Origin of the sequence: Bacillus zhangzhouensis (assembly GCF_000715205.1) — a bacterium.
Classification (GTDB): domain Bacteria; phylum Bacillota; class Bacilli; order Bacillales; family Bacillaceae; genus Bacillus; species Bacillus zhangzhouensis.
In genome coordinates, this window is record NZ_JOTP01000004.1 from 128,072 (window position 1) to 142,334 (window position 14,263).

The window sequence follows — 14,263 nt, forward strand, 5'->3', positions numbered from 1 at the left end:
ACCTAACGCCTTGAAAGTTGTTAAATGATGGTTCCACTATACACCATCAAAAGTAAAGCGTCAAGGAGCTGAGCCAAATTTTGAGCAGAATATTTGATTTTTTTGGTGAATTGTTATTTATATATAAAATATGATGTGGTTCCGAAACTTAACGTGCATCTTGTCCGTATATAAAAAAAATACTGAAAGAGGTGCGCAGCATGAATCGTTATACGATTGAAGAATTTGTCCAAAAAACCCAGCAAGAAGATAAAGGAGAAGGTGTCTTCGAGCTTGAAACGCCAAGACTTCTAGAAATTAATTTGACCGATACCATTTGGGCAAAAACAGGTTCCATGGTCTCATATCGAGGCAAAATCAAGTTTGAACGTGAGGGTGTTTTTGAACATGGCGTCTCAAAGATGTTCAAGAAAATGTTATCAGGAGAAGGCACCTCACTCATGAAAGCAACAGGTGATGGAAAATTATATGTTGCAGACCAAGGCAAAAAGATCTCGATTCTTCGTTTGGCGCAAGGTGAATCCATTTTCGTTAATGGAAATGATCTGCTTGCATTTGAACCATCAGTCCGCTGGGATATCAAATTGATGAAAAAGGTTTCCGGCATGCTTGCAGGCGGATTATTTAATGTCAAACTTGAAGGGCCCGGTCTTATTGCAATCACGAGTCATTACGAACCGCTTACATTAATCGTTCAGCCAGGTGACTCTGTTTATACTGATCCAAATGCGACGGTCGCATGGTCAGGGGATTTAAATACTGAATTTGTGACAGATGTTTCGTTCAAAACCTTTATTGGCAGGGGAAGCGGGGAGTCCATTCAAATGAAGTTTAGCGGAAGCGGCTTTGTTGTCGTTCAGCCGTTTGAAGAAGTGTATACTACAAACGGGAATCAAGGCTAAAAGAAAAAAGGTGTCCGTCATTGACGGGCACCTTTTTATGATAATGCACGAGCATACTTTTTTTTACTCGTGATGAGATCTGATTGTTCGACGATATCTTCCAAAATGGTTTGAGAAGATTGTTTTAAGTGCAGTTTTTTAATGTTTTGTTTCATTGCTTCTAATTTTTCTTCATCTTGTAGCAAGTCGGTCACAGATTCTAAAATGTCTTCATGTCTGTTGATGACGATGGCAGCACCATAATCTTCAAAGAAAAGAGCATTTTCTTTTTCTTGTCCAGGGACAGGTTTGTAAAGAATGACTGGGACACCGATTGCTGTTGCTTCTGTTAATGTAATACCGCCTGGTTTTGTAATCATACAATCTGTTACTCTGAACAATTCATCAATTTGTTCCACATATCCAAGCGCCTTCAATTGATCTGGGTGTGCTTGTTCAAGATCGCTAAGCGATTGTTTCAGCGCTGCGTTTTTTCCGCATACAACAACAATTTGTACTTCACTGTCAAGAAGTAATGCTTCACATAATTCCTTCACATTTTTTAGTACACCGTGCGCACCGGCCATAATGAGAAGGACCTTTTTGTCTGATGATAATCCATATTTTTTATAAATTATCGATTTTGGCACGTCTGCTTCAAATTGTGGTCTAATAGGAATGCCTGTCACCTTGACATCGCTTGGATGTGTGCCGATTTCCACTAATTTTTGTTTCACATAATCGGTTGCAACATAGTATCGGTCAATGTTTTCATGTACCCAAATCTTATGAAGACAGAAATCTGTCATGACATTAAATGTCGGAATCACTTTGCCCGTTTTGTTTCGGTATTCTGGCACAACAATCATCGGGAATGTAATAATAATGATGTCAGGGTTGTGTAGCTGAATTAATTCGTCGAGACGCTTATTTCCCATCTTTAGATAAATGTTAAATTTGCGTTTATTGTAAATTTTATCTACACCGTAATAAAACAAGCGATAAAATTGTTTCCCAATGGAAAAGCTCTTCAAGTATAAATATTGAGTCACTTCTGACACAATGGGATTCGATTCTTGATACAAATTAGAAACTACAACATGTTCAAACCCTTGGGATTTGCATTCATCATACAGTGTTTTTGCCACCTGCATATGTCCATTTCCATAATTTGCGGTCAAGATTAATATTTTTTTATTGGTATTCAAGAATATTCACCTCAAATGTAATCAACAACAACAAAACTTCGTACGAAAACTATTAATCTCGTAGGTCTACATATACATAAAGATAACATATAAACAGTCAGAGCATATCATTCGTTACGAAAGAATTAAACTAATTTTAAAAAACAAACAGACTAAATTGATAATGGAAGACAGAGCCATTTGTATTTTAACACATTTTGAACATTTATCATCAGACCTCAGTCTATTTTATTCCCACACATATGGTGTTTCTTGATACACATAATAATTAAGCCAATTCATAAACAGTAAGGTTGCATGGGCTTTCCAGCGATTCACCGGGACTAGTGTGTCACCATCTTCTATAAAGTAGTGAACGGGTTTTTTGACTGTATCATGTTTCAACAAATCTCTTTCATATTCCTGCTTCAATGTGTCTGTATCGTATTCAGGATGTCCAGTTAAAAATACTTGTTTATCATCATCTGAAACAATTAAACAAACACCAGCCTCTTCAGATATACTCAATACTTTTAGATTCGGCGTGTTTTTTAATTGTTCTGTATTAATATCTGTATGCCTAGAATGTGGGACATAGTATACTTCATCGAAACCTCTTACTAATCTTTCTTTTTTCTCTTTGACAAGATGCTCAAATACGCCAAACTTTTTCTCGGGAAGTTTGATTTTGTCAATGCCATAATGGTGATATAGACCTGCCTGTGCACCCCAGCAAATATGAAGGGTAGACGTCACATTGGTTTTACTCCAGTCCAAGATGTCCTGCAGCTCTTTCCAATAGGAAACTTCTTCAAAAGCTAAATGCTCAATTGGTGCGCCGGTGATGATCATTCCATCAAATTTTTTATGGCGAATCGATTCAAAGGTCGTATAAAATGCATCTAGATGCTCTCTCGATGTATTCTTCGGTGTATGCGTACTTGGAATCAAAAACGTAAAGTACACTTGCAAAGGAGAATTCCCGAGCATTCTCAGCAGCTGCGTTTCAGTTTGTATTTTTTTTGGCATTAAATTTAAGATCACGATATTCAAAGGACGGATATCTTGTTTGAATGCCCTTGTCTCATCCATGACGAAAATGTTTTCGCTCTCTAGTATTTGTTTTGCCGGTAGATGAACTGGTATGTTAATAGGCAACTCGCCACCCCCTGAATCAAAGCTAATTTCACTTCATTATAGGAACTTTCTGGCGATATTTCAATGTTTCAATTATGTTACAATGAAAAATAGAGCAAAAATGAAACCTGTTTCTGTAAAAAAAGGAGGCCATTTATTTATGATCACTAAGCATTTATCAGATATTGACATTGCCCAAAAAGCACAGCTGAGACCGATTCAAGACATCGCAGCAAAGTTACAAATACATGACGAAGAATTAGAATGCTATGGTTTCACAAAAGCGAAAATATCTTTGACTATTTTTGATCGTTTAAAGGAACAAAAAGAAGGAAACGTCATTCTTGTGACTTCGATTAACCCAACGCCAGCAGGTGAGGGCAAGTCCACCGTAACAGTTGGCCTTGGTCAAGCCTTCGAAAAAATCGGAAAAAAAGCGATCATTGCCATGCGAGAGCCTTCACTAGGTCCTACAATGGGTATTAAAGGCGGTGCAGCGGGGGGAGGCTATTCTCAGGTACTGCCAATGGAAGAAATCAATCTCCATTTTACAGGAGACTTTCATGCCATTACATCTGCTCATAACGCGTTATCTGCCTTTATTGATAACCATATCCATCATGGGAATGAACTTGGCATCGACACGCGCCGGATTGTGTGGAAACGAGTGCTTGATTTAAATGACCGTGCTTTAAGACAGGTTGTTGTGGGGCTTGGCGGTCAATTAAATGGGTATCCTAGAGAAGATGGATTTGATATCACGGTTGCTTCCGAAATGATGGCGATTCTCTGTTTAGCAGAAGACTTAAACGATTTAAAAAAACGTCTTTCTTCTATTGTTGTTGCTTATAACCAAGAAGGTGAGCCGGTCACAGTTGGAGCGCTTGGATATGAAGGCGTACTCACCTTACTTCTAAAAGATGCGCTCAAACCGAACCTTGTACAAACGATTGAAGGCACTCCAGCCCTTGTTCATGGCGGTCCTTTTGCCAATATTGCACATGGATGCAATAGTTTAATTGCAACAAAAATGGCGGCAAAACTAGCAGATTATGTTGTGACAGAAGCTGGATTTGGTGCAGACCTAGGTGCGGAAAAATTTCTGCACATTAAAACAAGAGCCGGTAATTTCAAACCAGGTGCAGTTGTGATTGTCGCGACTGTTAGAGCATTGAAGATGCATGGTGGAATGCAGAAAACAGAGCTCAAACAAGAGAATGCACGTGCCGTATTACAAGGTATACATAATTTAGAAAAGCATATTGAAACAGTGCAAGCCTTCGGTCTTCCATACATCGTCGCAGTGAACCGCTTTATCACCGATACAAAAGAAGAGATTCAAGCGATAGAAGATTGGTGCAAAACGCATGGGCATCCAGTCAAAGCCGTGAATGTATGGGAAGAAGGAGGCGCTGGCGGGACAGCACTTGCCGAAGAACTCACGACACTTATTGAAAAGAATAAGAACCACTTTTCCTATTTGTATGAGGAGAAAGATTCCATCGAAGAAAAGTTATCTAAAGTAGCCAAAGTGGTTTACGGGGCAGATGGTGTCACGCTCACATCAAAAGCAAGAAAGCAGTTGGCAGCGATCGAGAAGAACGGCTGGGCTCACTTGTCGGTTTGTATGGCAAAAACGCAATATTCTCTTTCAGACGATCCAGCTTTAATCGGCAAACCAAAAGGTTTTACCATTACAATTCGTGAGTTAAAACCATCTGTAGGGGCAGGATTTATTGTTGCTTTAACCGGAAGCATTCTTACCATGCCTGGTTTGCCTAAAAAACCTGCGGCGCTTGAGATGGATTTATTAGAAGACGGCAGTGTGACAGGACTCTTTTAGTAGGAAGCATAAAAAGCGATTTTCTAAAAGAAGCATGTTACGATAGGGAAAAGTGAATCCTAGGAGGCTATGAGATGTCAATTTATGATATTCAGGTCAAGACCATTAACGGTCAGGAAAAATCAATGGCAGATTACAAAGGGAAAGTGCTCATTATTGTGAACACAGCGAGCAAATGCGGACTTACCCCTCAATTTAAACAATTACAAGAGTTATATGATCAATATCATGAAAAGGGCCTTGAAATTTTAGGATTTCCGTGTAACCAATTTATGAACCAAGAGCCGGAAGGGGAAGAAGCGATTCAAGAATTTTGTTCATTGAATTATGGTGTGACCTTCCCAATGTTTGCAAAAGTAGATGTCAATGGTGACAATGCGCATCCGCTTTTCAAACACTTAACAAGTCATGCGAAAGGTGTACTTGGTACGAAGACAGTGAAATGGAATTTCACAAAATTTATCGTCGATCAAAACGGAGAAGTCACTGAACGATTCTCTCCTAAAACACCACCAAAAGAATTAGAAAGCTCGATCATCGCCTTATTGGACAAATAAGATGCTAACGATCATGCAGCAAAACCAATTGGAGGCAGCTGCCTCCTTTGTTTCAAATAAGCTAAAGGATGAGCCGACTGGACACGATGCAGCTCATATCGATCGTGTGCGCCTGCTTGCGGTCAATATTGCAAAGCAGGAAGGCGGCTCTCTTTTTATCATCGAAATGGCGGCTATTGTGCATGATTTAATTGATGAAAAACTGTCAAGTGAATGGAAGCTTTCACCCCATCAGCTTGAGCATCAGCTCCTTTTGTGGGAAGTCGACACAAGAGATATTCGCTATATCATGGACATCATTACATCGATGTCTTTTCGTCATCGTCACATGCAGCATAAGCCAATGACATTAGAAGGGGCCATTGTTCAAGATGCGGATCGGCTGGATGCAATAGGAGCAAGTGGCATTGCAAGAGTGTTTACGTATGCAGGAGCAAAAGGTGAGCCCCACTATACACACGATTCACAGCAGGGCTCAGTGCTGAAGCATATAAAAGAAAAATTACTCAACTTAAAAGACTTGATGAACACCCGTGCAGGAAAGCAGCTTGCTAAAGAGCGGCATGAATTCATGTGTTTATTTATCAAGACGTGGAAAGAAGAATGCGGCCTTACAGATGAGTAGGGTCTTTATGTGTGTAAGGAGGATGTATAGATGAAAATAACAGCAATAGAACCGACGCCAAGTCCGAATACAATGAAGGTCATTTTGACAGAAGCGCTTGCCGGCGGTAAAAGCAACAACTACAAAAAGGATCAAAAAGACGAAGCGCCAGAGATGATCAAGCGTATCTTAAATATTGAAGGTGTAAAAGGGGTCTATCATGTAGCGGATTTCTTAGCGGTCGAGCGCAATGCAAAGTTTGACTGGCAGGGTATTTTGCAACAGGTCAGAGAGGCGTTTGGACAAGAAACAGAAGGTCTTCAGCAAGGGTCACAGTCAGGCGATGACACATTTGGCGAAGTCAAAGTGTTCGTCCAAATGTTTAATGGAATTCCGATGCAGGTCAAGCTGACGGACGGTGAGAGAGAAGAGCGGTTTGGAATGCCTGAACGCTTCCAAGCAGCCATCTTAAAGCTCAGAAGCAGTTCAGACAATGTCGTGTTTGAACGTGTGTGGAAAGAACACGGCGTTCGTTTTGGGGAATTTGCTGATATCGGTCAGGAAGTCACAGAAGAGCTTCAAGCAGCTTATGATGACGAGCGTTTAGTCCGTTTAACAGAGGCAGTCAAGGAAGGGCAGGAGGCTGTAGATAAACAGGTGAATCGCCAGGCATATGATGTCACAGAAGAGATGCTGCGCGAGGAAGATTGGAAAAAGCGTTTTGCCCATTTAGAGCAAATGCAGCCCAAGCAAAAGGATATACCAGTTTTAATGAAAGCAATGCAGGACCCAAAAACGTCTATTCGTAGACAAGCCGTTGTGAACGCTGGAATGATTGAAGATCCTGCCATCCTCCCTATTTTATATAAAGGGCTTGAAGACAAAACAGTCACGGTCCGCAGAACAGCTGGAGACTGTATTTCGGATCTTGGTGATCCTAGTGCTATAGAAGCGATGATCGTAGCATTAAAGGATCCAAGTAAGCTTGTCCGCTGGCGTGCGGCCATGTTCCTTTACGAAGAAGGTGACGAAACGGCACTTGAAGCATTGAAAGAAGCAGAGCAAGACCCTGAATTTGAAGTCAGTCTACAAGTGAAAATGGCGATTGAGCGAATTGAGCTTGGAGAAGAAGCGAAAGGCTCAGTGTGGAAGCAAATGACAGAAAGTAGAAAAAATGCATCAGAATCATGAGGATGATGAACAAGCTGCCAATGAAAGGCAGCTTGTTTTCTAAATAACGCTTTTCTATAGACAGAAAAATTTTTTTAGAAAAATTATTTTGAATATTGTTGAAATATACGAAAAAACTCTATATAGTAGTACCAATATAGAATATTGGGGGTCAGATTTTATGACACGATCCTTGCTGAGCGCTTGCTTCAGCAGCCATATTGGTCATCAGTCAATCATAGGTGGCTAAATAAACAGAAAATTTGTAAAATAAAATCAACTCAAAATCATACAGTCAACTTAGACTTGTATCATAGGAGGCTTTTTAAACAGATGGCAGAACTACGCAGTAATATGATTAAGCAGGGAATTGACAGAGCACCTCACCGAAGCTTACTAAGAGCAGCGGGGGTAAAGGATGAGGATTTCGGTAAACCGTTTATTGCCGTATGTAATTCCTATATTGATATTGTCCCAGGACATGTCCACCTTCAGGAATTCGGTAAAATTGTGAAAGAAGCCATTCGTGAAGCTGGTGGGGTGCCATTTGAATTTAATACGATTGGTGTCGATGACGGAATTGCCATGGGGCATATCGGGATGAGATATTCATTACCAAGCCGTGAAATCATTGCTGACTCAGTAGAGACGGTTGTGTCTGCACACTGGTTTGATGGAATGGTTTGTATTCCTAACTGCGATAAAATCACACCAGGCATGATGATGGCAGCAATGCGTGTGAACATCCCAACTGTATTTGTCAGCGGCGGTCCGATGGAAGCAGGTAGAACAAGTGATGGCAGAAAAATTTCTCTTTCATCCGTATTCGAAGGCGTTGGTGCATACCAGTCAGGGAAAATTAATGAAGAAGAATTAAATGAATTAGAGCAGTTTGGCTGTCCAACATGTGGATCTTGTTCAGGTATGTTTACGGCAAACTCAATGAACTGTTTAGCAGAGGCACTTGGCATCGCTCTTCCTGGAAATGGCACAATTTTGGCGACATCACCAGAGCGAAGAGAATTTGCGAAGAAATCAGCAAAACAACTGATGGAGCTTATCAAAAAAGATATTAAACCACGTGATATTGTCACTGAAAAAGCGATTGATAACGCATTTGCACTAGATATGGCACTAGGTGGTTCAACCAATACGGTTCTTCACACATTGGCGATCGCAAATGAAGCGGGAGTTGAATATTCACTCGAGCGTATCAATGAAGTAGCAGAGCGTGTGCCACATTTATCAAAACTTGCACCAGCTTCTGATGTTTATATTGAGGATTTACATGAAGCAGGCGGCGTGACAGCTGCGCTAAATGAATTGTCCAAAAAAGAAGGAGCTATTCATTTAGATACAATGACCGTCACAGCGAAAACGCTCGGTGAGAACATTGCGGGGCATGAGGTAAAAGACTATAACGTCATTTATCCAATTGACAAGCCATTTACTGAAAAAGGCGGCTTAGCCGTTCTATTTGGAAATCTTGCGCCAGATGGGGCTATTATTAAAACAGGAGGAGTTCAAGATGGGATCACACGTCATGAAGGACCTGCGATCGTATTTGAATCCCAAGAAGAAGCTCTTGAGGGAATCATTAATAGAAAAGTAGAAGCAGGACATGTGGTCATTATTCGATATGAAGGACCTAAAGGTGGACCTGGCATGCCTGAAATGCTTGCACCCACTTCACAAATTGTCGGAATGGGACTTGGTCCAAAGGTTGCTTTAATTACAGACGGACGTTTTTCTGGCGCTTCTCGGGGATTGTCCATTGGACACGTCTCTCCAGAGGCAGCTGAGGGTGGCCCGCTTGCTTTTGTTGAAAATGGTGATCATGTCGTTGTAGATATTGAAAAGCGCATTTTAAGCGTAGATGTTCCAGAAGAAGAATGGGAAAGAAGAAAAGCGAATTGGAAAGGCTTTGAGCCAAAAGTGAAAACTGGTTATCTAGCCAGATACTCAAAACTTGTGACATCAGCCAATACAGGCGGAATCATGAAAATTTAATCTGAAAGCGAACATTTGAAAATTGCCTCTCTCTATAGTATCCTTTATTCACAACATAAGGATTTTAGAGGGGGCTTTTTTATGTCAATGGCATATGAAGAATATATGCGTCAGCTCGTTGTACCAATGCGCCAAGAGCTTACAAGTGCGGGATTTCAAGAACTAACAACTGAAGAAGAGGTAGAACAAACGATGCAAGAAGCAGAAGGAACGACATTTGTTGTGGTCAATTCTGTATGCGGATGTGCGGCCGGCTTAGCACGCCCTGCTGCCACTCAAGCTGTGATGAAGGCGGAAAAAGCACCAGATCGAATTGTGACGGTTTTTGCTGGTCAGGACAGGGAAGCAACTGCAAAAATGAGAGAATACTTCACAGGTGAGGAACCATCTTCTCCTTCTATGGCACTTTTAAAAGGAAATGAACTTGTTCATTTTATCCCACGTGAGGAAATTGAAGGCCATGAAATGGAAGACATCATGAAAAATGTATTATCTGCATTCGAAAAACATTGCTAATACAAGTGTTGAAATGTCCTGTGATCAGATCAGGGCATTTTTTCTTGATAATGATGGAGGAACGGCATGCTCATTACAACAAGCTTTAGAGCAAATGTACAAACGATTGAAATAGCAAAGGCACTAGCAGAGGATTTGCATGGTGAGTATGTAGAGCGGCGCAAACAATCCGTCAAACAGCTTGCTATCAAACGGGGGGACGTACTCGTTGTCGGGAAAGAACGATTCGAATGGTATCAGCCAAATGGTGAAAAGTTTTTCTTCCATCCAAGCTCAGCGATGTTTAGGGTAAAGCGGCTCCTCCGTGGCGAAAAGGATCCATTGATAGAAGCAGCACAGCTTAAGCAAGGCGATTCCTTTTTGGACTGTACGCTTGGCTTAGGGTCAGATGCGATTACCGCAAGCTGCGCCGCAGGTCCAAATGGAAAGGTAGTCGGTATTGAAAAGAATCCCATGACGGCATTACTAGTGCGAGAAGGGCTAAACACATGGGAGACAGGTGTAGGCGAGGCAGATGAAGCGATGAAACGGATATCTGTCATAAGCGGAGACAGTATCGAGCAGCTAAAGAAGCTACCTGATCGTTCATTTGATATCGTCTATTTTGATCCGATGTTTGAGGAAACGATTCAAGAATCTACAAGTATAGCGCCGCTTCGTCATGCGGCAGAGCACCACTTTGACCACGAAATGGCCATGCAAGAAGCGATAAGAGTGGCAAGAAAAAGAGTGGTTTTAAAAGATCATTGGAAAAGTACTCGATTTACAGCAGACTCCTATCAATTTCATGTCATCAAACGAAAAACAGCCCAATTCCATTATGGGTATATCTCAATAGAAGAAGACAAAGGGCTAAAATAAAGATCATTTTAGCCCTTTGTCCACAATCTGAAAAGCCCTCATTAGGGCTTTTAATCTGTGATCTCCATATAGACAAAATAAAATAATGTCAGCAAGGAAGCCGTGACGAAAAACCCTTCAAGCATACCCATTCCTCCCAAATTTTAGTCATCGTTACTGTCATTGTAAACGTTTTATTATGAAAAAGAAAGTCTCAAATCAATGACCAAATTGAATGACTGAAAATTCATTATATGCTAGAATAGCAGTATGATAACTTATGGAAGGATTTAGATATCATGAAGATGTGGATGAGAAAAACGCTTGTTGCACTCTTTACGATTGCAACTTTTGGTTTAATCTCTCCTCCGTCGGCTTTGATGACAGACAAGCCATCTGAACTTTCTTCATCTGATAAAACGCCTTATACTGCTGTTTATGATACATCAGATGAAATGCGCAGCTGGGAATTATCGCAAGAGGACAACAAAGAGCAGATAGATCCCTTTGAGCAATATAAGCAAGAGGTTCTATCAAGTGCAGAAAACCAATCCTTTCTCAAATTTGGTCATAAAATCACACCTGTCATTGAGGACGAGTACAGAGAAGAGATTCAACCGAAGATTGAACAAGTGTTAACCGACTTTTTAACAAATTTCAAAGATGACGAAAAATTTCAAGATGTTGTTTTAACTGATCAACCTTCCAGCGGAAATGGCGAAAAAATCTTCCACATTTACAACCGGAAGACCGGAGAAGATTTGCTCCGTTTTCATGTGAGAAGAGATCAGCCGCCTCATAGCGGTTATTGGTTTAACTTTCATTACCATACAGCAGAAGATGGATTCCAGACGCATCATGAACTCGGTAATATTTACTGGGACAAAAACACCCCACCGAGCTGGATGAGCCACTAGAAGGAGATGTCAACCAATTGAAAAAGTATACAATGAACGAAATGGTGCACATTACAAAACAAATGTTAAACGATCGCGGAGTGAAAATTGAAGATATTGCACACATTGTGCTTAAGCTTCAAGAAAAATATCATCCGAATCTTCCACTTAGTGTCTGCATTGAAAATGTTGAAAAAGTGCTGAAAAAAAGGGAAATTGTCCATGCTGTTTTAACAGGGCTTGCCCTTGATCAGCTGGCAGAAAAAAAGCTTTTGCCAGAACCTTTACAGCACTTAGTTGAAACAGATGAGCCGCTATATGGAATTGACGAGATTATTCCGCTTTCCATTGTCAATGTATATGGATCAATCGGTTTGACCAACTTCGGTTATTTAGATAAAGAGAAATTTGGTATTATCAGGGAATTAGATGAAGGTCGTCCAGGTGAAGTGCATACCTTCCTTGATGATCTTGTCGCTGCTCTTGCCGCAGCAGCAGCAAGCCGCATTGCTCACTCTCACCAAGATATTAAGGATGAAGAGCAGGATCGAGTGAATCAACAAGTATAATATGTAAAACATGTCTGCTCATCAAGCAGACGTGTTTTTTTGGTTTCAACAAAAGCAGAAATAAGGTAAACTACAACAAGAACATAAATAAAGGATGAAAAAAATGAAACAATACAAAGAGTTATGCCGTCATGTATTACAGCACGGGGATGAAAAAGGTGACAGAACGGGAACAGGCACAATCAGCACGTTCGGTTACCAAATGAGATTTGATTTACAGGAAGGATTTCCTTTATTAACGACAAAGAAATTACACCTAAAATCAATCATTCATGAGTTACTGTGGTTTTTAAAAGGTGATACAAATGTCAAATATCTTCAAGAAAATGGCGTCCGTATTTGGAACGAATGGGCAGATGAAAATGGAGAACTAGGTCGTGTGTATGGTGCGCAGTGGAGATCATGGGCTAGCGGAGATGGAGAGACCGTGGATCAGATCAGCAAGCTGATCCATGATATTGAGAACAATCCGAATTCGAGAAGACTCATCGTCAGTGCTTGGAATCCGGCAGAAATTGATCAAATGGCGCTGCCTCCTTGTCATTGTTTGTTTCAATTTTACGTATCAAACGGTAAATTATCCTGCCAGCTTTATCAAAGATCGGCAGATATCTTTTTAGGCGTGCCTTTTAATATTGCTTCATATGCACTTCTAACGTTGATGATTGCCAAAGTGACAAATCTTGAGCCAGGAGAGTTTATTCATACACTTGGGGATGCTCATATTTATCAAAATCATCTTCCTCAGGTGAACATGCAGCTAGAGCGCGAGGAGCGCACGCTTCCGCAGCTTCGCATCACAAGAGATGTAAAGAGCATTTTTGATTTTGCGTTTGATGATTTTGTGCTCGAGAACTATGATCCGCATCCGCATATTAAAGGAGAAGTCAGTGTATGATTTCGATGATTGTGGCGACAGGTAAAGACAGAGTCATTGGTCAAGATAATCAAATGCCGTGGCATTTACCCGCGGATTTATCTTATTTTAAAAAAGTCACAGGCGGGCATACGATTGTCATGGGCAGAAAAACATTTGAATCCATTGGACGAGCGCTGCCTAACCGCCGAAATATCGTGTTGACCACAAGTTCTTCTTTTGAAGCAGAAGGATGCGAGGTTGTCCATTCAATTGCTGATATTTTGGCAATTGGGGAAAGCGAGACAGAGTTATTTATCATTGGCGGGTCTAAGCTGTATGAAGAAATGATGCCATATGCGGATCGTCTATATATCACGCACATCCACCATGCGTTTGAAGGAGATCGCTACTTTCCTTATTACAATGAAGACGAATGGACGATTGTATCACGCGAAAAAGGCCATCGTGACGAAAAGAACCCCTACAATTATGAATTTGTCGTATATGACAGAAAAGAAGGATAAATGAGTAGGAGGAGTACGGTTGTTTCGTTATTGGTTTTTAACGATTTATGTTGTTGTATCCTTTTTAAAAAGTATGAGGCATTTGTACGATCATGAACTAACTGATCCACGCATTTCTTATACGAAACGAATGCAGCTCATTCATGAGCATGCGAAAAGGTTTGCAAGAGGATGTATTGATCAGTCAGGATCAGTGATGACCATCCATCAGCAAAAAAAGCTGCCAGATGGACCGGTCATTTATGTCACCCACGAGCTTAATCCGGTGATAACGACATTATTAATTGGGCACCTTGAGAAGCCATTTGCTTTCATGGCGAAGCCGAGTCTGTTTCGCTACCCCATCTTAAAACAATGGCTGAGAAAGATGGCGGTTATTCGTCACAATCAGTCTGATGAGTTATTATTAGAAGAAGCAAAAGAAAGAATCATGTCTGGGCAGAGTGTATTGCTTTCAGAAAAATATCGCGCCATTGCAGAGGCGCTTGCTGAAGAATGTGATCGTCCGCTTGTTCCGATTGAAACAAGCGGAACGGATCGTCTTTTAACAGGGAAGATCGTAAAAAGGCTTCGTCCTGTCAATGTAGATATTCATATTAAAGCACCTGTCGTGATCAGTGAATACACTCAAAAGCGCGCATAGAAAAACCAGCATCCACTATCGGATGCT

At 40.9% G+C, this 14,263-nt stretch carries 15 protein-coding genes; 13 read left to right on the plus strand and 2 right to left on the minus strand.

Annotated features, from left to right (window positions below; translation table 11 throughout):
* Positions 1-200: 200 nt before the first annotated feature.
* Positions 201-902, plus strand: a complete 702-nt coding sequence (locus BA70_RS05155) for an AIM24 family protein (protein WP_034319081.1) — start codon at positions 201-203, stop codon at positions 900-902.
* A 35-nt stretch (positions 903-937) separates the two neighbouring features.
* Here BA70_RS05155 and BA70_RS05160 read toward each other — a convergent pair whose 3' ends face one another.
* Both BA70_RS05160 and metA read right to left on the minus strand, forming a co-directional pair.
* The gene (locus BA70_RS05160) at positions 938-2,089 is read right to left on the minus strand and encodes a diglucosyl diacylglycerol synthase (RefSeq protein WP_034319082.1); all 1,152 of its coding nucleotides are present in this window, start codon (positions 2,087-2,089) and stop codon (positions 938-940) included.
* Between the two features lie 228 nt (positions 2,090-2,317).
* Positions 2,318-3,226, minus strand: coding sequence for a homoserine O-acetyltransferase MetA (metA, locus tag BA70_RS05165; RefSeq protein WP_034319085.1), 909 nt, complete (start codon positions 3,224-3,226; stop codon positions 2,318-2,320).
* A gap of 139 nt (positions 3,227-3,365) precedes the next feature.
* Between metA and BA70_RS05170 the strand changes: the two genes are divergently transcribed.
* The 12 genes from BA70_RS05170 to BA70_RS05225 all read left to right on the plus strand — a co-directional run bounded on the left by BA70_RS05170 (position 3,366) and on the right by BA70_RS05225 (position 14,236).
* Positions 3,366-5,048 carry a formate--tetrahydrofolate ligase gene (locus BA70_RS05170; RefSeq protein WP_034319088.1) on the plus strand — a complete coding sequence of 561 codons (1,683 nt, stop codon included), beginning with the start codon at positions 3,366-3,368 and terminating at the stop codon, positions 5,046-5,048.
* A gap of 74 nt (positions 5,049-5,122) precedes the next feature.
* The gene (locus BA70_RS05175; protein WP_034319091.1) at positions 5,123-5,605 is read left to right on the plus strand and encodes a glutathione peroxidase; all 483 of its coding nucleotides are present in this window, start codon (positions 5,123-5,125) and stop codon (positions 5,603-5,605) included.
* 13 nt (positions 5,606-5,618) lie between these two features.
* Positions 5,619-6,230 carry an HD domain-containing protein gene (locus tag BA70_RS05180; protein ID WP_420834673.1) on the plus strand — a complete coding sequence of 204 codons (612 nt, stop codon included), beginning with the start codon at positions 5,619-5,621 and terminating at the stop codon, positions 6,228-6,230.
* 30 nt (positions 6,231-6,260) lie between these two features.
* The gene (locus tag BA70_RS05185) at positions 6,261-7,400 is read left to right on the plus strand and encodes a conserved virulence factor C family protein (protein ID WP_034319097.1); all 1,140 of its coding nucleotides are present in this window, start codon (positions 6,261-6,263) and stop codon (positions 7,398-7,400) included.
* Between the two features lie 312 nt (positions 7,401-7,712).
* The gene (gene ilvD / locus BA70_RS05190; RefSeq protein ID WP_034319100.1) at positions 7,713-9,389 is read left to right on the plus strand and encodes a dihydroxy-acid dehydratase; all 1,677 of its coding nucleotides are present in this window, start codon (positions 7,713-7,715) and stop codon (positions 9,387-9,389) included.
* 81 nt (positions 9,390-9,470) lie between these two features.
* Positions 9,471-9,905 carry a BrxA/BrxB family bacilliredoxin gene (locus BA70_RS05195; RefSeq protein WP_034319103.1) on the plus strand — a complete coding sequence of 145 codons (435 nt, stop codon included), beginning with the start codon at positions 9,471-9,473 and terminating at the stop codon, positions 9,903-9,905.
* 66 nt (positions 9,906-9,971) lie between these two features.
* The gene (locus BA70_RS05200; RefSeq protein WP_034319105.1) at positions 9,972-10,766 is read left to right on the plus strand and encodes a class I SAM-dependent methyltransferase; all 795 of its coding nucleotides are present in this window, start codon (positions 9,972-9,974) and stop codon (positions 10,764-10,766) included.
* 278 nt (positions 10,767-11,044) lie between these two features.
* Positions 11,045-11,662: a YpjP family protein gene (locus tag BA70_RS05205; protein WP_034319107.1), complete on the plus strand. Its 618-nt coding sequence runs from the start codon at positions 11,045-11,047 to the stop codon at positions 11,660-11,662.
* Between the two features lie 17 nt (positions 11,663-11,679).
* Entirely contained in the window at positions 11,680-12,210 is a 531-nt protein-coding gene (locus BA70_RS05210; protein ID WP_034319109.1) for a phosphatidylglycerophosphatase A family protein, read from the plus strand.
* Positions 12,211-12,313: 103 nt separating this feature from the next.
* Positions 12,314-13,108, plus strand: coding sequence for a thymidylate synthase (locus BA70_RS05215; protein ID WP_034319111.1), 795 nt, complete (start codon positions 12,314-12,316; stop codon positions 13,106-13,108).
* Complete coding sequence (locus BA70_RS05220; RefSeq protein ID WP_034319113.1) at positions 13,105-13,593, plus strand: dihydrofolate reductase; 489 nt, start codon at positions 13,105-13,107, stop codon at positions 13,591-13,593. The genes BA70_RS05215 and BA70_RS05220 overlap by 4 nt, the downstream gene beginning before the upstream one ends.
* 19 nt (positions 13,594-13,612) lie before the next feature.
* Positions 13,613-14,236 carry a lysophospholipid acyltransferase family protein gene (locus BA70_RS05225; RefSeq protein ID WP_034319114.1) on the plus strand — a complete coding sequence of 208 codons (624 nt, stop codon included), beginning with the start codon at positions 13,613-13,615 and terminating at the stop codon, positions 14,234-14,236.
* Positions 14,237-14,263: the final 27 nt, after the last annotated feature.